General features: G+C 60.9%; 17 protein-coding genes and 1 pseudogene. 11 read left to right on the plus strand and 7 right to left on the minus strand.

Annotated elements, in window-relative coordinates:
• Together CQR48_RS03230 and CQR48_RS03235 are read right to left on the minus strand one after the other, a co-directional pair.
• Complete coding sequence (locus CQR48_RS03230; RefSeq protein WP_101452187.1) at positions 1-1,548, minus strand: UDP-N-acetylmuramoyl-L-alanyl-D-glutamate--2,6-diaminopimelate ligase; 1,548 nt, start codon at positions 1,546-1,548, stop codon at positions 1-3.
• A gap of 131 nt (positions 1,549-1,679) precedes the next feature.
• Positions 1,680-2,450: an exonuclease domain-containing protein gene (locus CQR48_RS03235; RefSeq protein WP_101451999.1), complete on the minus strand. Its 771-nt coding sequence runs from the start codon at positions 2,448-2,450 to the stop codon at positions 1,680-1,682.
• Positions 2,451-2,619: 169 nt separating this feature from the next.
• Between CQR48_RS03235 and CQR48_RS03240 the strand changes: the two genes are divergently transcribed.
• The gene (locus CQR48_RS03240; protein WP_244898942.1) at positions 2,620-3,243 is read left to right on the plus strand and encodes a sigma-70 family RNA polymerase sigma factor; all 624 of its coding nucleotides are present in this window, start codon (positions 2,620-2,622) and stop codon (positions 3,241-3,243) included.
• Between the two features lie 48 nt (positions 3,244-3,291).
• Positions 3,292-3,591, plus strand: a pseudogene (locus CQR48_RS03245) (hypothetical protein); the annotation flags it as partial.
• Between the two features lie 898 nt (positions 3,592-4,489).
• On the opposite strand, the gene CQR48_RS09435 reads toward CQR48_RS03245, so the two are convergent.
• The gene (locus tag CQR48_RS09435; RefSeq protein ID WP_369803150.1) at positions 4,490-4,564 is read right to left on the minus strand and encodes a 50S ribosomal protein bL37; all 75 of its coding nucleotides are present in this window, start codon (positions 4,562-4,564) and stop codon (positions 4,490-4,492) included.
• Between the two features lie 101 nt (positions 4,565-4,665).
• Complete coding sequence (locus CQR48_RS03250; protein ID WP_101452000.1) at positions 4,666-5,607, minus strand: aldose 1-epimerase family protein; 942 nt, start codon at positions 5,605-5,607, stop codon at positions 4,666-4,668.
• A gap of 269 nt (positions 5,608-5,876) precedes the next feature.
• On the opposite strand from CQR48_RS03250, the gene CQR48_RS03255 reads away from it, so the two are divergent.
• Positions 5,877-6,884, plus strand: a complete 1,008-nt coding sequence (locus CQR48_RS03255) for a 4-hydroxy-3-methylbut-2-enyl diphosphate reductase (protein ID WP_033492365.1) — start codon at positions 5,877-5,879, stop codon at positions 6,882-6,884.
• Positions 6,885-7,346: 462 nt separating this feature from the next.
• Here the strand turns inward: CQR48_RS03255 and ybaK are convergent, their stop codons facing one another.
• The 3 genes from ybaK to CQR48_RS03270 all read right to left on the minus strand — a co-directional run bounded on the left by ybaK (position 7,347) and on the right by CQR48_RS03270 (position 10,087).
• Positions 7,347-7,856, minus strand: a complete 510-nt coding sequence (gene ybaK, locus CQR48_RS03260) for a Cys-tRNA(Pro) deacylase (RefSeq protein ID WP_033492368.1) — start codon at positions 7,854-7,856, stop codon at positions 7,347-7,349.
• Between the two features lie 97 nt (positions 7,857-7,953).
• Positions 7,954-9,009, minus strand: coding sequence for a type I glyceraldehyde-3-phosphate dehydrogenase (gap, locus tag CQR48_RS03265; RefSeq protein ID WP_015450196.1), 1,056 nt, complete (start codon positions 9,007-9,009; stop codon positions 7,954-7,956).
• Between the two features lie 289 nt (positions 9,010-9,298).
• Positions 9,299-10,087 (minus strand): thiamine diphosphokinase, encoded by a 789-nt coding sequence (locus tag CQR48_RS03270; RefSeq protein ID WP_101452001.1) that lies wholly within the window; start codon positions 10,085-10,087, stop codon positions 9,299-9,301.
• A gap of 351 nt (positions 10,088-10,438) precedes the next feature.
• Between CQR48_RS03270 and infC the strand changes: the two genes are divergently transcribed.
• The 8 genes from infC to typA all read left to right on the plus strand — a co-directional run bounded on the left by infC (position 10,439) and on the right by typA (position 18,036).
• A complete protein-coding gene (gene infC / locus CQR48_RS03275; protein ID WP_015450199.1) occupies positions 10,439-11,140 on the plus strand; it encodes a translation initiation factor IF-3 in 702 nt (233 codons plus the stop codon).
• Between the two features lie 84 nt (positions 11,141-11,224).
• Positions 11,225-11,419, plus strand: a complete 195-nt coding sequence (gene rpmI, locus CQR48_RS03280) for a 50S ribosomal protein L35 (protein ID WP_015450200.1) — start codon at positions 11,225-11,227, stop codon at positions 11,417-11,419.
• Between the two features lie 49 nt (positions 11,420-11,468).
• Positions 11,469-11,852: a 50S ribosomal protein L20 gene (rplT, locus tag CQR48_RS03285; RefSeq protein WP_033492307.1), complete on the plus strand. Its 384-nt coding sequence runs from the start codon at positions 11,469-11,471 to the stop codon at positions 11,850-11,852.
• A gap of 429 nt (positions 11,853-12,281) precedes the next feature.
• Positions 12,282-13,232: a site-specific tyrosine recombinase XerD gene (gene xerD / locus CQR48_RS03290; protein ID WP_101452002.1), complete on the plus strand. Its 951-nt coding sequence runs from the start codon at positions 12,282-12,284 to the stop codon at positions 13,230-13,232.
• Positions 13,233-13,517: 285 nt separating this feature from the next.
• The gene (locus CQR48_RS03295; protein ID WP_029576527.1) at positions 13,518-14,357 is read left to right on the plus strand and encodes a ParA family protein; all 840 of its coding nucleotides are present in this window, start codon (positions 13,518-13,520) and stop codon (positions 14,355-14,357) included.
• A 98-nt stretch (positions 14,358-14,455) separates the two neighbouring features.
• Entirely contained in the window at positions 14,456-15,268 is an 813-nt protein-coding gene (locus CQR48_RS03300) for a segregation and condensation protein A (protein ID WP_044282214.1), read from the plus strand.
• A complete protein-coding gene (scpB, locus tag CQR48_RS03305; protein WP_015450205.1) occupies positions 15,265-15,948 on the plus strand; it encodes an SMC-Scp complex subunit ScpB in 684 nt (227 codons plus the stop codon). The genes CQR48_RS03300 and scpB overlap by 4 nt, the downstream gene beginning before the upstream one ends.
• A 159-nt stretch (positions 15,949-16,107) precedes the next feature.
• The gene (typA, locus tag CQR48_RS03310) at positions 16,108-18,036 is read left to right on the plus strand and encodes a translational GTPase TypA (protein ID WP_015450206.1); all 1,929 of its coding nucleotides are present in this window, start codon (positions 16,108-16,110) and stop codon (positions 18,034-18,036) included.
• Positions 18,037-18,178 lie beyond the last annotated feature (142 nt).

Genomic DNA, 18,178 nt, shown 5'->3' on the forward strand with positions numbered 1-18,178 from the left:
TCAACCCAGCAAGCGTGCAAAAATCGCGTCATCGCCCTCATACGGTGTATGCCGGTTCAGTCGCTTGATCCAGCGTTCGTTCCCCTTGCCGATGGCGAGGATGACGTCGAGACGCTCCGGATGGCTTTTCGCGGCTGTCACGGCGTTTTCAACTGCCTGTGCACGATCGAGGATGATGTCGTACTCGACTTGCGGGTCAGTAACATAGCCTGCCATCTGCTTGCAGATATCCTCCGTGGGCTCCGTATTGGTGTCATCCTCGGTGAAGATGAACCGGCCGATTCGATGCTGGGCCGCTTCAACGATCTCCTTGCGGCGGTCGTACGCCTTGTTACCCGCGGAACCGGTGATCACGGTGATATTCGGGTGACGCGTGCCGAAGCGTTCGTTGACATAATCAAGCAACGCCGTCATGGAAATCCCGTTATGCGCGTAGTCGACGATGGCGACGGTATTCGTGGACGGGTCTTCGAAGCGTTCCATGCGTCCGGCAATCTTCACGTGCTCCATCGCATGCAGGGCTTCCGGCGACGCGTCAAGCCCCAAAGCGTGGACGATCGCCAGCGCCGCGGCGGCGTTCGCATAGTTGAAATCACCGTCAATTGCGAGCGAGAACAAGCCGAAATCGACGCCATCGGCCTCGATCCGGTACTGCGTGTGGGCGGGGTCCGCGGGGCTTGCCACAACATCGGCGGGCGTGGTGGGTTTCGCCTCGTCATGTAGCGCGAAGGTGACGATGCTCCGCCGGTCGCGCTGCGCCTGCTGCCTGATCAGATCGGCATGATCCGCGTCGGCGCCGAGCACGAGCGTGCGGCAGTTGTCGACGATCTGCCGCTTGCACCACAGGTAGTCCTCGAATGTCGGGTGCTCGATAGGGCTGATATGGTCGGGGGAGATGTTCAGGAACACGCCCACGTCGAAGGTCAGGCCGTACACGCGATTGACCTTGTACGCCTGCGAAGAGACCTCCATGACCAGATAGCGCATGCCGTGACTCACGGCCTCGCCCATCATGCGGAAGGCATCGAGCGATTCCGGCGTGGTCAGATCGGATTCCACATACGTGTGGCCGTCTACGCAGTTGTCGACCGACGAGAACAGCGCCGCCTTGCCGCCGCTGAGGGCGCTGAGCACGGCGTGGGTGAAGTAGGCGGTCGTGGTCTTGCCCTTGGTGCCGGTGATGCCGACCACGGTCAGCTTCTCCTGCGGACGACCGTAGAATTCCGCGGATAGCAGGCTCATCGCCTTGCGCACGTCGGACACGATCAGCCCCGGGGCGGTGGTGCGCTCGTGGAACTCGGTTTCGGACACGTATGCCGCCAGCCCGCGCACATCGATCCCGTCAAGATATTCCGGGCGGAACGCGCCCTTGCAGAACAGCAGCGTACCGGCTTCCACCTTGCGCGTGTCATAGGTGACCGAAGAGAACGGAGTGTCCGAACCCTCGAATTCGCCGGCGTCCAGCGTCCAGCGGTCAGCCCGGACGATTTCGTGCAGCAGATGATGCTGTTGCAGTAGCTGTGCGGCCGAAGCCAGAGTCAAAGCCATGATCGAACCTTTCTTGTCGTTCCCCGTCTGCTCGCCCTCATTGTAGACGGTGCGCTGTGTCGGTTCCGTGCAGGCGCATGCCGAGAGTCCGGCGGTGCCGTCTGATTTTCGCCTGATATCTGCCGATGCGGTCACAGCCACTGATCGTGCAGCGGGGTACGGCCGCGGCTTTCCAGCCACTGATTGAACGATGTCTGCCAGGCATCATGCGCTTGCCGCTGCCAATCCATCAGCTCACCCAAGGTCAGATGCCCGACCTGGGGGTACAAGGTGCTCATCGGCTTGATGAGATCCACCGCGGCGACCGTGTCCGCCGTGGCGTTGTGGAAATCGCCGGTGGGGACGACACCGTAATATTCCGTGGTCAAGGTCAGGGTACGCTTGCCGTGGCGCTTGGATACCGCGCGGTCGATGACCAGCGGGTCGACCACCAGCATGCCGTTGGACGGTTCCGCGGGATTTTGGCGCTCGCTGACTTGGGGCAGCTTCCAGCGATTCAGATCGCCTTCGAGCATATGGACGTCAAAGGGGGCGTTATAGGCCAGTAGCGGGATGTTTTTATCCTGCGCTGTCGCAATCGCCCGGGCGATCTGGTCGATTGCGTCCGTCGGCTCCATACCGTGTTCGGCGAGATAGTCATCGGTGAAGCCGTTGACGGCGCTCGCCCTTGGATTCATCCGCCGATGCGGGTTGATCACCCACTCGGCCTCGGCGTCGCCTTCATGGCCGCGCTGCGGATCGCGCAATACGAGGGTCGCGGACACGATGGCGTCACGTCCCGCCGCAACACCCGTGGTTTCGGTGTCGAAGCCAAGCAGCCACGAAGAGCCAAGCTGCGTGTCATCGCTTTGTTGTGGCGCTTCCTCCAACGCCGCAATCAGTGCGTCATAAGTCATGGTCATAAGGAACATTGTGCGATGCGAAACAGACAATCACCGGCAGAACGCTACCGCGGCTCGCCGTCGTCGCCGAATACGAAACGCCGAGTGCGGTGCGTCATAGAATAGTGGGGTGAGCAACGAGCTGAACGAATCAACAGAAGAGAAGCGAAAGCGCTTCGAAAAGCTCGCCATGCCCGCGGTGAACACGTTGTACCGTCAGGCAATGAAACTGACCAATAATCCCGATGATGCGCAGGATCTGGTCCAGGACACCTTCGAACGGGGATTCAAGGCGTTTGACAGCTTCAAACCGGGCAGCAATTTCGAAGCGTGGATGACCACGATCGAGCGCAACTCGTATTTCAACCAGTACGCCAAAGCGAAGCGGCGCCCGCAGCGCGCGAACGATTCGACCGGGGAATACGATGACTGGGATATCTACTCCGCCTCCGAACATGCTTCGCAAGGCTTGGAGTCGGCTGAACAGCAGTATCTCGACACGTATGCGCCTGAGGAAATCATGGCGGCGCTCAACAAACTCAGCCCTGAGCGCCGGCAGGTGTTCATCGACGCTGCAATCGACGGCAAGTCCTATCAGCAGGTGGCGGACGAGCAAGGTGTGAAAATCGGTACGGTGATGAGCCGGCTCAACCGTGCACGTACCCAACTCAAGCAGGAACTCGCCACGTATGCGAAAGAACGCGGATATGGTGTCGGGCGCACTCGTGCAAGCGAAGCTGATTCCTCTTCGCCGGTCGCGAATTCACCACGTCGCGGCCATACCAAGTCAGTCACGGCGGGCCATAATGAATAGCGACACATGTAAGCCAGCATGCCGCGGGCATCGCAGGAAGGAGTCGGCATGAATCAGTATGAGCATCATAGCCATATCTCCATCACCCGCCATACCCGCGAAGGCGTGACGCGCACCGATGTGCATATCGCGCAGATTGGTTCGTTCTCGGGCGAGGACGGCGATCCCGAAGGCGTTGAAGCCGTGCGTGACGGTGGGCATGAGTGTTTCGATCCCGAATCCTGTTGCGATGCGCAGGAGCGGGCGCTCATCGCGATGATGCGCGCCTATCTGCGTCCGCAAGCGGCGCCGGAATGTCTGATCGAGCGGTTGCATCGCACCTTGGATGCATGCTGCCGTGAAGAGGAATGCAGGCATGATGATGTCCGTGATGCGCGTGATGTTCGCGACGCCCGTGACCTCCATGTCGCCGACGGCGTTGATGGGCATGTCACAGATCTGCAGCCCGATGATGTCGTACGCCACGCTGATGCCCCGCGTCCGGCTGGCGGCACGGTGGTGGTACGCCGTGTGCGGGTGCCCGGCACGGAGATTGTGACGGTCACCGATTTGTCTGTCCCCGAAGGCTGGACTTTCCCCACATACCCCGACGCACATTGAACCACCGTCGCGCGGTAATTCGCCGTGTTGACTGGTTTGTTGGCTGGTTTGTCGGCTGATACCCGTTGCTGAAATGTTGGGTTGCGTATGTCTCGGCATACGTTGTGCGTTGGATAGGAAGCATGCGGTCCTGTCTGGAGACCGGAATGCTGGGTTGCGTATGTCTTGGCATGCGTAGTGCGCCGGCTGGAAGGTGTGCTGCCCAGTCTGGAGGCCGGAATGTTGGGTTTTCGTGTATCCCGGCATACGTTTCGCGTCGGATGGAAGTCGTCCTGCCCTGTCTGGGAGTCATTACACCGAACCGTGTATGTTCCGGCATACACAGCCCGCCGAATACGGTTCCGACGCGCTGCGTCCCGGTGGGGTTCGACAAGTCACGTATGCCATGGCATGCAGAATGTGCGGGAAACACACCGGCCAGAACCCTTGATTGGCTTCCACTCGCCGCCACCGGTCACACTTCTCGCAATACTCCTGTTCGCCACGGACACCCGATGATCATGAACCCCAACGATTTGCGGCAAAGAAAAACCCTGCGGGCGATATTCATGTCATCACCCACAGGGTTCATGCAGCTTGTGCTGCGATGCGATGTCGCGGATGCCGCCACCGTAGACCGGCGTGTCGCGACATCCGTCAGCGCAACTCAGGCATTTGGCCTTTTGCCGTGATTAGCGGCTTTTTTGCGACGTGCCTTGCGCTTGCGTCCACGCATACCCATAATGGACTCCTTTGCTAAAGATTGGTAAGCCTACGGGATTATCGCACATCGGCGGGACGTTTACAAATCGACGGGCCGCTTCAGCGTTATCCGACCAGGATTCAGCGTTGTTCCGCAGAGATGCGGATGCTCGTGACACTCGTATCGCCCGGCTTGATGACGATGAGATCCTTGCCGCTGCGGAATGCGTTCGCGTATGCTGTCTGGGGTTCCACAGCGACACCTTGCGGGCGGATTGCCTCGGGGAAGCCGGTTCCCGTGCACACTTGGAACGACGTGATGGTCGGGCCGCCGCTGGCGGTGATGGTCATGCCGTCCGGGCGAGTGAGCACGGCGGATGCATTGCCCTCTTCATCATGATGCAGGTCGGTCCAGGCGTCGTCGAAAGGCCGCCCTTCCAAGGTCGGGTTGTCTCGCAGATCGTAGATGGTGCCGTCCACGGGTTCCGTTCCTCGCGGCAGGAGCCTGTCATCGGCAATGACGTGCGTGTCTGCCTGCACGCGCAGATGGCATTCGGCATTGTCCTGCTCGATTGCGTCTCCGGTGCTGTGCCGTCCGTTGGCCAGCCAAGGGTGCATCGCAGCGGCCCACGGCGCGTCGGTCGAGCCGTTGTTCAGCGCGCTGAGCGTCAGGGACAGGCCGTGCTCGTCTAGTCGGTAATCCGCGGTGACGACCACGTCGAACGGGTAGCCTTCCAATGCGGGCGCACGCCATTGCAGACTGACGCTGTTGTCCGTGCGCGCAAGCCGCGTCCAATACGCGCGGTAGCCGTACCCGTGAATCGCGTTATGGCGTTCATGCTCGTCAATCGGCAGCACATACTGTGTTCCTTCGAACTCGTATTCGCCGTCTTCGATACGGTTGGGGAAGGGGATGAGCAGCTGCCCGCGGCAGCAATTGGGAATATCGTCTTCATCGAACGGCACGATGATGTCCTTGCCGTCGAGAGTGAGGCTGCGCAATGCTGCGCCTTGCTCGGTGACGGTCGCCTCATACCTGCCGAATACGAGATGATACTGCTGTCCTGTCCTTGGTGAGAACATGCCCTGACTCCTGTCCGCTAAACATATGCGCCGCTGCGGATGCCATCGCTTCGGCGCGGGTCGCTGGATTCCATGCTATCGCGATGTACGCCTAGGCGCGTATGCGGTGGTTTTGTACGGCACATGATGCGGACATGCGCGGCGTGTTGTGCACGAACTGCGTGAGGCTCGCCGAAACCGTGTTGGCGATGGTGGCAGGCATTACGATGAATGGTGCCTCGAACGGGGTGCGCAAACGCGTTGAGACACAGATGGGAGCGACAAGCGGTATGAGCGGCGACGGCAAGCATATTATTCTGGCTGATCCGAGGGGGTTCTGCGCCGGCGTGGACCGCGCAATCGCCACCGTGCAGACCATCGTGAAAACCGCGCACCCGCACAGCGGCCTGCCACCGGTGTATGTGCGCCGCCAGATTGTGCACAATCGCCATGTGGTCGACGATCTCGCTGCCCAAGGCGCGGTGTTTGTCGAGGAACTGTCCGAAATCCCCGATGATGCGGTCGCTGCGGGTGTGCCGGTGGTGTTCTCCGCGCATGGCGTGTCGCCGCAAGTGCAGGCGGAAGCTAAACGGCGCGGCATGTTCATCGTTGACGCGACGTGCCCGTTGGTGAGCAAAGTCCATCGTGAGGTGCTGCGGTTCGTCCGTGAGGGCTATGAGATCGTGTATATTGGGCATCGCGGGCATGATGAGGCCGTCGGCGTGGTGGGGGAGTCGCCGGAGCATGTCCATCTGATCGAACATGAGGATGATGTCGCTGATCTTGATTTCCGGCCCGGTCAGAAGCTGGTGTTGCTCACTCAGACTACGTTGAGCGTCGATGAGACCGCCGGCGTGGTGGCAGCGCTCAAGAAGCGCTTTGATTGGATTGAGGAGCCGCCGAGCTCAGACATCTGCTATGCAACGCAGAACCGGCAGACCGCGGTGAAAACGGTTGCTGAACGGGCGCAATGCGTGGTGATTGTCGGGTCGGCGAACTCGTCGAATTCAGTGCGGCTGATGGAAGTCGCCCAGGAAGCGCTGGGGGAGCGGGGACGCGCTCACCGTGTCGATGATGCCGCGGAAATGGATCCGGCTTGGTTCGAGGGCGTTGACACGGTCGGCGTCTCCTCGGGCGCCTCGGTGCCTGATTCGCTGGTCGACGGGGTGGTTGAGGCGCTTCGGCCCCTTGGATTCACCGATGTCTCCTATGTCGAGACTGTCAAGGAGAACATGCATTTTGTGCTCCCCGCCGCGCTGCGCAAACGCGAAGGAAGCGCCGGCAAGCGGCCGGAGTAGTTGTCTCGGCGTGACGAAACCTCGGTTCGTGCATGCTCGGGCATACGCAACTCGTCGTCTGCCTGCCGACGCTCCCGGCGCGTAGGTTGATTCGCCCGATGATGTATGCCACGGCATACGTAAGTTGCCGAATCCGTGTGAGGCGTTGCGGTGTTTGGAACGCTCTGCTGGGATTTGCATGTCGGGGGATGCACAACCTGTCGAATCCCGTCCACAGCGCCGGCTGATGCTGGCGTTGCGCTGAATCGCGTATACCGTGACGCACATCATCTCATCAATCAGAGCGCCGGATTCAGAACGCCTGATGATGATGCGCGATATCATGTCGTATTTGCATGCGACAGGAGAGGCGGACGGAGCAGACGAGACTGGTGAGGCGGGCATAGTCATCACCAGCTGGCATGTCAGCAGTCGTAGTATGGCGCTAAGCCTCGCGCGTCGCCGCGCATTGCCGGTCGCCGTTCACCACGTGCCGATCGGCGCGGTCGTCGCGTTGAGCACAGCGACCAGATCGTGCGGATTGACGCCGACGCTCAGGCCGCGCTTGCCACCGGACACAAGGATTTCATCGAATTGCAGGGCGCTGTCATCCAGCACGGTTTTGTGCCGGGTGCGCTGACCGAGCGGGGAGATGCCGCCGACCACATAGCCGCTTTCACGCATCGCGACTTTCGGGTCAGCCATTGCTGCTTTCTTCGCACCGACCGCTGCCGCCAGGGCCTTCAAATCCATATGGCCGCTGACCGGGACGACACCGATTACGCGCTCCTTGCCGGTATCCGCCATCAGGGTTTTGAACACCTGCTTGGGATTGAGACCAAGTTTTTCCGCCGCTTCGACACCATACCCCTCATCCATGTGGTCGTTCGAGTGGTCGTATTCGTACAGTTTGAACTCCACACCGGCGCGTTCCAGTTGCAGGGTCGCCGGAGTTGAGCCCATGCCTTTGTCGTTGTGTTTCTTCTTGCCCATGCCCCACATGCTTGCACCACCGGTTGACGGGCGGCATAAGAAAACCCCTCGGAATCGCTTCCGAGGGGTTGTTCAGCGCTGGAACGCTAGGCTAGGCTCACTTGTTGAGCTCAGCGAAGTACAGCAGGGTACGGATCATGTTGGAGGTGAAGCCGTACTCGTTGTCGTACCAGGAGACGGTACGAGCCAGCGTCAGGCCGTCAACGGTGTTGACGTCGGTCTGCGTCGGATCGAACACGCCACCGTGGGTGTCGCCGATGATGTCGGAGGACACGATGCCGTCAGCGTTGTAGCCGTAGTAATCGGTGTTGGAGAAGGCTTCCTTGAAGGCTTCGTTGATCTCGTCAACGGTTGCGGCCTTCTCAAGAACGGTGGTCAGCTCGGTGACGGAGCCGTCCGGGACCTGGATGCGCTGGGCATGGCCCTGGAGCTTGCCGTTGACCTCCGGGACGACCTTGCCGATGGCCTTCGCAGCGCCGGTGGAATGCGGAATCGTGTTGATCGCAGCGGCACGGTTGTTGCGGGCCTTCGGGAAGCGCGGGCCGTCGAGCAGCATCTGGGTGCCGGTGTAGGCATGGATGGTGGTCATGAAGCCAGCCTTGATGCCGAACTTGTCGTTCAGCAGCTTGACCATGGCGGCCATGGAGTTGGTGGTGCAGGAGCCGGCGGACACGATGGTGTCGGTCGGCTTCAGGATCTCGTGGTTCACGCCGAACACGACGGTCGGGGTGGTCTCGTCCTTGGCCGGGGCGGAGATCAGGACCTTCTTGGCGCCTGCGTTGATGTGCGCCTGGGACTTCTCAGCGGAGGTGTAGAAGCCGGTGCACTCGAGCACGTACTCAACACCGTCGTTCTTGACCCACGGGATGTTGTTGGCGTCCTTCTCGGCGTACACGGTGTATTCCTTGCCGTCCACGATGATGGAGTGATCGGTGGAGGTGACCTCAACCGGGGTGCCATCGTCATGACGGAAGGTGCCGTGGGTGCTGTCGTACTTCAGCAGGTAAGCCAGCATGGACGGGGTCGTCAGATCGTTGATGGCTGCGACCTCGATGTCACCGGCCTGACCACCACGAGCCTGCAGCTCGAAGATGCGGCGGAACGCAAGACGACCGATACGGCCGAAGCCGTTGATACCAATCTTTACTGTCATGTATATCTCCCTTAGGGATCAGGCTTCGGCGTGCGCGGGCGTAAGCGGGCACGCGCCTCAGCCATTGTTTACCAACGCTACCCACTGTAATGCTCACGGTGTACGAATGTCGCGGCAACGGTCATGCTGAAGGCGCAACTGTTATGTGATTTCCATGAGTGTCCTGTGCAACGTTGCTGAACGTCGTCGCACATTGCAAACGTCTGTTTTCGTAAGATGCTTGCAATGTGCGGCGAACGGTTTCCTTGGCGCGAAGAACCCGGGTGATTCCCTGCAATCGTGGTCATCGTCACGCCGATTGACGTGGTGTCGCAAGTGCCGTGGAAACCGCGGTGCTCAACGCGCCCAGGTCGCCGCTGAATGCGTGCAGACGTTCGACGCGGGGCAATCCCGCTTCGATGGGGAACGTGACGACGAGCGTGCCGGAGCCGACACTGATGACCGCGGGGGTGGCGGTCAGGAACTCGTTGCTGACGCCTTGGACCGTGTCGTTGAGCATAGTGGCGTGTTCGAGACGATACTTGAGGCCGCGTTCGGTGACGTCGGTCGATCGGTCGCTGTGCGAGAACACCGATACCATGCGTCCGGCGCCGCGTGTCGCGGCATCTGCGGAAAAGGAGAGCGAACCATCCGATATCGCGGTGACGATGGTGCCGTCGCCGAACAGGTAGCCGATGCCGCCATGGGCTGCCAGACGCGCCAAGATTTGTATATTGGCGATGGAATGATCGACACGCCCGCCGAGCGCACCATATATATGGAAAGTCCGGGCGCCCTGGGCCCAGCCGACTTTCAAGGCGGACAACAAATCAGGATCGTCCTTCTCTTCAGGCAGGCGGATGGTATCGGATTGTTCGGGCACCGGCCCGCTGATGGAATCGAAGTCGCCGATGACCGCATCCGCACGGATGCCCAGGGCATGTGCATGGTCGAGACCGCCATCGGCGGCGATGATGAATGCGTTCGGCGGGACCGAAGGACGCCCGCCGAAATATGCGCCTGCCGCGAAAACGACGCATGTCGTAGCCGCACTGTCGGTGTCGTGCGGTTGCTGGCGTCGCTGGCGTTCCTGTTCCATAGGGCTCCCTTCCTGATCTGCGACCAGTATAGTGTCGTCCGGTCAGATCGCGGGACTTGAGTCCGTCGGGGAGTTGCGTTGCCCGGACATCGCTCGCAACGATGTCGCGACACGCGGCTGCATTTGGTCCGGCCATGTGCTAAGCTATTGCACCGGCTTGAGAAATCAAGAAAGCGGGTGTTAACCCCACCTGGAAGCCTGTCGTGGTTTCGGGTTCAAGGCTAGACCTTGATGCGTGTCAACGCATTGTTGAATGACGATTTGGTTGTACGGGTTCGTATGACGAGATTGCGTCAGTGTCTTCCATGAACTCACCGCGAACGGTTCTGAGGGGAATCCGCTTCAGGAAATATGAGGATTGGAGTCATCATTAGCGACGAACCACGCATTAACGACGAGATTCGCGTCTCCCAAGTGCGCCTGATTGGCCCGAACGGCGAGCAGGTCGGCGTCATCGCGACCACGGTTGCGCTGAACTTGGCGAAGGAAGCGAACCTCGATCTCGTCGAGGTGGCACCGAACGCGAAGCCTCCGGTGGCCAAGCTCATTGATTACGGCAAGTACAAGTACAACGAGAAGATTAAGGCCCGTGAAGCGCGCCGAAATCAGAGCACAGCCGAAATCAAGGAGATCCGTTTCCGTCTCAAGATCGACGCCCACGACTTCGAGGTGAAGAGGGGCCATGTCATCCGCTTCCTTGAAGGCGGCGACAAGGTCAAGGTCACCATCATGCTGCGCGGCCGCGAGCAGTCCCGACCGATCGGCGGCGTGGAGCTTCTTGAGAAGCTCGCCGACGAGGTACAGGATTACGGCACGGTTGAATCCGCGCCGAAGCAGGAGGGCCGCAACATCATCATGACGCTTGCGCCCAAGGGCAAGAAGGTGCACACGCAGTCCGAGCAGCGCCGTCGCGGCGCCGAATCGCGTGCGGAGCGCCAGGCACGCCAGGCGGCTCGCCTCGCAGCCAAGCAGGAGTCGAAGGCCAAGGCGGCTCAGGCCGCCAAAGAGGCTGTCGCCTCCGTCGAACAGAAGGAAGACAAGCCTTCCAAGTAGGCCAAATGAATGTGTCGGATGGGCTGAGCCCATTCGCCCACGCTATCCAACACGATGTGATAGATAATCACAAGGAGGGCAGCAATGCCGAAGATGAAAACCAATTCCGCCGCTTCCAAGCGCGTCCGCGTCACCGGCTCGGGCAAGCTCATGCACGCTGGCACCGGTATGCGCCACAACCTCGAGCACAAGTCGGCCAAGAAGCGCCGTCACCTGTCCGCTGACGAGGTGCTGGCCACGTCGCAGGCGAAGAAGATGCGCGGTCTGCTCGGTCGCTGAGCCGAAGCCCGTTGAGTTACTAGACGAATAGAAAGCTGAGGAAATAACTATGGCACGAGTCAAGCGCGCAGTCAACGCCCACAAGAAGCGTCGCGTCGTTCTCGAGAGGGCTTCCGGCTATCGCGGTCAGCGCTCCCGTCTGTATCGTAAGGCCAAGGAGCAGCTGCTGCACTCCTTCACCTACAACTACCGTGACCGTAAGGCGCGTAAGGGTGACTTCCGCAAGCTGTGGATCCAGCGCATCAACGCCGCCGTCCGCGCTGAAGGCATCACCTACAACCGCTTCATGCAGGGTCTGCGTCTCGCCGGCATCGAACTCGATCGTCGTGCTCTTGCTGAGCTCGCCGTCTCCGATCCGGACACGTTCAAGACCATCGTCGACGCTGCCAAGGCTGCGCTGCCGGCTGATGTGAACGCCCCGGTCGCTGCCTGAGCGCATCTGTGAGCATAGCGGTCATGCGGAGATCTGAACCCCGCTGACCGTTGTAATGTCTCGCAATGCCCCGACTTCTCTAAGGAGCCGGGGCATTGTCGTATGTTCTGCCCGTTGGTCGGCACGTGTGCCCGACGGAGACGGATACGATGGTGTCCTGTCATGGATCGGGTGCCGTCGCCCACCTACCAAACTGTCTATGCCAAGACCGGTCTCAGCGTAGACAGTTTGTATGAGTAATGCGTAGTATTGACAGCACGTTGTATCCGACACCCATCAGGAACCGAGGCGTGGTGCTCGATCTTGGGAACTTGCGCGGTGAACGCAGGAACGGACAACCGTCGTCGTGTTGCCGTGCCTGCACCATATGCAACAGCACAACAGATGCAGATACACCGGCACAACACCGGCACGGGAGATGATGCAACGATGGCCGAGCGATTGAATCCGCCGACGACACTGTCGTCGTCGCTGCGCGACCAGCTGTCGGCGTTCATCGGGCATATCGCCGTGGAACGCGGCCTCGCGGACGCGACCGTCGACGCCTATCGGTCGGATCTCGAGCGCTATATCACCTGGATGGAAGATCACGGCATCCGCTCGATGGACGGAATTCGGCAGCAGGATGTGCAAGCCTATGCGCAATCGCTTGCCGGACAAGGCCAGAGCGTGGCAAGCCGCCGGCGTCATCTCGCCAGTATCCACGAATTTCACCGGTTCGCATTATCTCGTGGCGCTGTCAGCGACGATGCATCCGCGAAAGTACACGCCCCGAAAGGCGGATCACATCTGCCAGACGTTTTGACAATCGACGAGGTCTCGACGTTATTGGACGCCGCGGCGATGCACGGCAGCCAAGACCCCGTGGTTTTACGAGACAAGGCGTTGCTTGAATTCCTGTACGCCACCGGCGCCCGTATTTCTGAGGCCGTGGGCGTTGATTTCGCTGATATTGACTTCGATGACCGACTGGTCAGGCTCACCGGCAAAGGGTCAAAGCAGCGGTTGGTGCCGATCGGCAGCTATGCGTGTGACGCGTTGGAACGGTATCGAAGCATTGGCCGGCCTGCGCTTGCGAACAAAGCCAAGCAACCCGAGCTGCGGGCGGTGTTCCTTAACCGCCGCGGCCAGCGCCTGTCGCGGCAAAGCGCTTGGGACGCCGTACGCATTGCGGGAGAGCGGGCGCATCTGGCCCGTCCGTTGCACCCGCATACCTTGCGCCATTCCTTCGCCACGCATTTGATCCAAGGTGGCGCCGATGTGCGCACCGTGCAGGAACTGCTGGGACACGCGTCGGTCACGACCACGCAAATCTACACGCATATCGCGCCGGAAACATTGATGGAAACGTATATGACCGCTCATCCACGGGCTCGATGACCGTCCGGCATAATACAGCCGCTGGGACGTGCGGGCGATACGATGGTGTTCGGTGTGCGGCGGCGCGGTCGCACGTCAGGCGTATCCGCGGCGGATATGCGGGAAGGAGCAGGCGTGGATGACACGATGACCCCGATGCGCGACACCCGTCAGGGATTGTTGCCGATCATGGGCACGAATACCGGCGCAACGCGATCGATCCGTGCATCGGACGATGACGATGAGTTGGAAGGCGAGGATGGAACACAGCAGGACGTGGACACGCCGCTTGGTACAGTGAACGGTATGCCAACGGATTTACTGGGACGAGAATATGAGACGTTTCCTGCGCCACAGCCGCGCCATGAGCACGGGCCTGCGCGCGTCATCGCGATGTGCAATCAGAAAGGCGGCGTCGGTAAGACCACCAGCTCCATCAATATTGCCGGCGCGCTCAGCCAGTACGGCCGTCGTGTGCTGATCGTCGATTTCGACCCGCAAGGCGCGGCTACGGTCGGCCTCGGCATCAACGCGAACACCGTGGACAACACCGTGTACACCGCCCTGTTCGACCCGTCCGTCGATCCACACGACATCATCCAGCATACGGATTTCAAGAACCTTGACGTCATGCCCGCGAATATCGATTTGTCCGCGGCGGAAGTCCAATTGGTCACCGAAGTGGGGCGCGAGCAGATTCTCGCTAGCGTACTGCGCAAAGTACGCGATGAATACGATCTCATCATCATCGACTGCCAGCCGTCCCTCGGCCTGCTCACCGTCAACGCGCTGACTGCGGCGGACGGCGTCATGATTCCGGTTGCCGCTGAGTTCTTCGCGTTGCGTGGCGTGGCGCTGCTCATGCAGTCCATCGAGAAAGTCCAGTCGCGCATCAACCCTTCCCTGGAAATCGACGGGGTGCTGGTCACCATGTACACGCGTACCCTGCATTCCGAGGAAGTGCTGCAGCGCATCTATGAGGCGTTCGGCGACAAGGTGTTCCACACGGTGATCTCCCGGTCCATCAAATTGCCCGATGCGACAGTCGCCGCCGCGCCGATTACGATATACGCGCCGAACCACAAAACCGCGCAGGAATATCGTGAAGTCGCCCGCGAAATGGTCGCGCGCGGAGTCGTCGCCTGAACGTTGGCGGATACGCCGTGAGTGGACAGTCGCCATCCGCGCAGGGGTCGGTGCAGGCATCGGATGGTGTCCAAAGTGATGAAACCGGTACGCAGGCCATGACGGCAATGGCGGACATACCGGCCGCGGACGGTTTCTCCGTCAATCTGGACAACTACGCCGGCCCGTTCGATGTGCTGTTGGGCATGATCGCCAACAGACGCCTCGAACTGACCGAAGTGTCCTTGTCCGCCATCACGGAAGAATTTCTTGCATACGTGCGCACACTCGACACTGAGCGCAATATGGATGAGGCGAGTGCGTTCCTCGATGTGGCGTCCGTGCTCATCGAAGCGAAAAGCGCTGCCTTGTTGCCGCATGACGAAGACGGCACCCGAGACGAACGCAGCATGGAGGCGTTGCGGGAACGCGATCTCCTGTTCGCTAGACTGCTGCAATATCATGCGTTCAAACAGGCGGCGTCCGATTTCCGCGTTCGGATGGACGACAACGCGCGCCACGCCCACCCTGGCAACGCTGACCCTGCTCTCGCCGCGATGCTGCCGCAACTGGTGTGGACACTCACCCCGCAGGAACTTGCGGGAATCGCCGCGGCGGCATTGACGAACGCGCCGCTGGAACATGTTGCGACTCATCAATTGCATGTGCCGTTGGTTGATTTGCGGGAGCAATCCGCGTTGGTCCGCGATCGCCTGCGCGCCTTGCCCGCCGGAGAGGGCATGGCGTTCTCTAAGCTGTGCGAGGACGCACACGGTACGCTTGAGGTGGTCGCACGGTTCTTCGCCATTCTCGTGTTTTTCAAGCAGGGAGCAGTGCAATACCGCCAGTCTGGGCCGTTCGAACCGTTGTTCGTCAGGTGGATGCCGGGGCGTCAGAACACCGAATTGGTTGGCGAGAAGGATATGTCATGATCGAAGACGATACGAAGCGTGAGATGGCCTCTCAGAGCGGCACGGCGGCTCCGGGTGGCTTGGACAAACTACAGCAGGCATGGCAAGTGGATGATTTTCCCGGCGGCTTGCCGGCGTGTCTGGAAGCGGTGCTGATGGTCGCGGATGGGCCGCAACAGGAGCGGGACCTGGCGCGCGCGTTGCATTGCGATCCCAAGGATGTCCGCGACGCGCTCGAATCGCTTCAGCGTGAATACGATGGGGATCTCGAACACGGTATCGCCCCGCGAGGTTTCGCCTTGCGTAGCAGCGCTCGCGGATGGCAGTATGTCAGCCGCAGCGAGTTTGAGCCGGTTGTCGGAGCGTTCGTTACCGACGGGCAGACTTCGCGCCTGTCGCAGGCGGCGCTCGAGGCGCTCGCCATCATTGCGTACAAGCAGCCGATGACTCGCGCCCAGGTCGCTTCCATCAGAGGGGTCAATTCCGATGGCGTGATCCGATCGCTGACCGTGCGCGGACTGGTGCAGGAACATGGCGTAGACCCCCAGACGCACGCCGCATTGCTGGAAACGACCGGGTTGTTCCTCGAATACATGGGCCTCGATTCGTTGGACGATTTGCCGTCGTTGGCCCCGTTCCTTCCGGCCGACGCAGGACAAGTGGTCCGCGAGGCGGCGGGGGAGCAGCTTGGCGCGTTGTAGGCCGTCGCCGCGGCCGGCTTGTGCGCTTCGCGGACAGCCGATTCAACCTGTCGTGGTCCGCCGGTAATCTTGTGACGGTTTATGTGTAAGCGGTAGGTGGGTGATTCCCGCATCCGAGAGTGATACGTAGACAAATCATGCAATTAAGAGAGGTAATTGATGGCAGTTCGCGGTGATATCCGTAATGTGGCAATCGTAGCGCACGTCGATCACGGCAAGACCACCTTGGTCAACGCCATGCTCCAGCAGTCCCACGTCTTCAACGAACGTGAGGAAGTCCCGGACCGCGTCATGGATTCCAACGATCTGGAACGCGAGAAGGGCATCACCATCCTCGCCAAGAACACGGCGGTCAAGTACACCGGCCCGCTTGCCGCGAAGTACGGTGAGCCCGACGGCATCACCATCAACGTGATCGATACCCCCGGCCACGCCGATTTCGGCGGCGAGGTCGAGCGCGGCATCTCCATGGTCGACGGCGTGGTGCTGCTCGTCGACGCGTCCGAAGGCCCGCTGCCGCAGACCCGTTTCGTGCTGCGCAAGGCGCTCGAGGCGAAGCTGCCGGTCATCCTGTGCATTAACAAGACCGACCGCCCGGACGCCCGCATCTCCGAAGTCGTCAGCGAATCCACTGATCTGCTGCTCGGCCTGGCTCAGGACGTCATGGAAGAGGGCGTCGACCTTGATCTCGACTCCCTGCTCGACCTGCCGGTCATCTACTGCGCCGCGAAGGTCGGCTACGCTTCCGCTGACCAGCCTGCCGACGGCGCCCTGCCGGACAACGACAACCTCGAACCGCTGTTCGAATCGATTATCGCCAACATCCCCGCCCCGCAGTACGAGGAGGGCGCACCGCTGCAGGCCCATGTCGCGAATATCGACTCCTCCGACTTCCTCGGACGTCTCGGCCTCGTGCGCGTGTACAACGGCTTGCTCGAGAAGGGCAAGACCTACGGCCTGTCCCGCGTGGATGGCTCGATTGAGAACTTCCGTGTCTCCGAACTGCTGCGCACGCAGGGTCTGGACCGCATCCCGGTGGAATCCGCAGGCCCCGGCGACATCGTCGCCGTCGCCGGTGTGAGCGACATCATGATCGGCGAAACCATCGTCGACCCGAACGACCCGCGTCCGCTGCCGCTTATCCATGTCGACGACCCGGCGATCTCCATGACTTTCGGCGTCAACGATTCCCCGCTGGCTGGCCGTGAAGGCAAGGATCACAAGCTTACCGCCCGTATGATCAAGGATCGTCTCGACCGCGAGCTGATCGGCAACGTGTCCATCAAGGTGCTGCCGACTGACCGTCCTGACGCGTGGGAGGTTCAGGGCCGTGGCGAACTCGCGCTGGCTGTCCTCGCTGAGGAGATGCGCCGCGAAGGTTACGAGCTGACCGTCGGCCGCCCGCAGGTGGTCACCAAGATGATCGACGGCAAGATCAACGAGCCGATGGAGAACACCACCATCGACGTGCCCGAGGAGTACATGGGTACGGTCACGCAGCTGCTGGCCGACCGCAAGGGCCGTATGGATTCGATGACCAACCACGGTTCCGGCTGGGTGCGCCTGGAATTCACCGTGCCGTCTCGTGGTCTGATCGGTTTCCGCACCGCACTGCTGTCCGCCACTCGCGGTACAGGCATCGCGAGCTCCATCTCCGCTGGCTACGCCCCGTGGGCTGGTGAGATTGTGACCCGCCAGAACGGCTCCATGGTCTCCGATCGCGCCGGTGTCGCCACCCCGTATGCCATGCAGCGTCTGCAGGCCCGCGGCCAGTTCTTCGTCGAGCCGCAGTCCCCGGTCTACGAAGGCCAGGTCGTCGGCATCAACAACAAGCCTGACGAGCTCGATGTCAACATCACGCTGGCCAAGCATATGACCAATATGCGTTCCTCCACCGCCGACGTGCTTGAAACGCTCACCCCGCCGATCAAGATGAGCCTCGAGGAATCGCTTGATTTCGCGAACGAGGACGAATGCGTCGAGGTGACGCCGGAAGCCATCCGTGTGCGCAAGATCATCCTCAGCCGCGACGAATGGTACAAGTGGCGCGCCAAGCAGCGTCGCCAGAACAACGCGGCAGCCAAGTAAGGCATGACGCCGTCATCGCGCTCTTGAAGCGCGAAGACGATTGACGGTTTGACGCCGTCTGCACTCGGCATGGTCTGGGTGCAGACGGCGTCGTCGTTTTCGCGATGTTGTTTCGCGGTGTCGGTACAAGCGCGAGGGATTC

Source organism: Bifidobacterium thermophilum, from assembly GCF_002846655.1.
Classification (GTDB): Bacteria; Actinomycetota; Actinomycetes; order Actinomycetales; family Bifidobacteriaceae; genus Bifidobacterium; species Bifidobacterium thermophilum.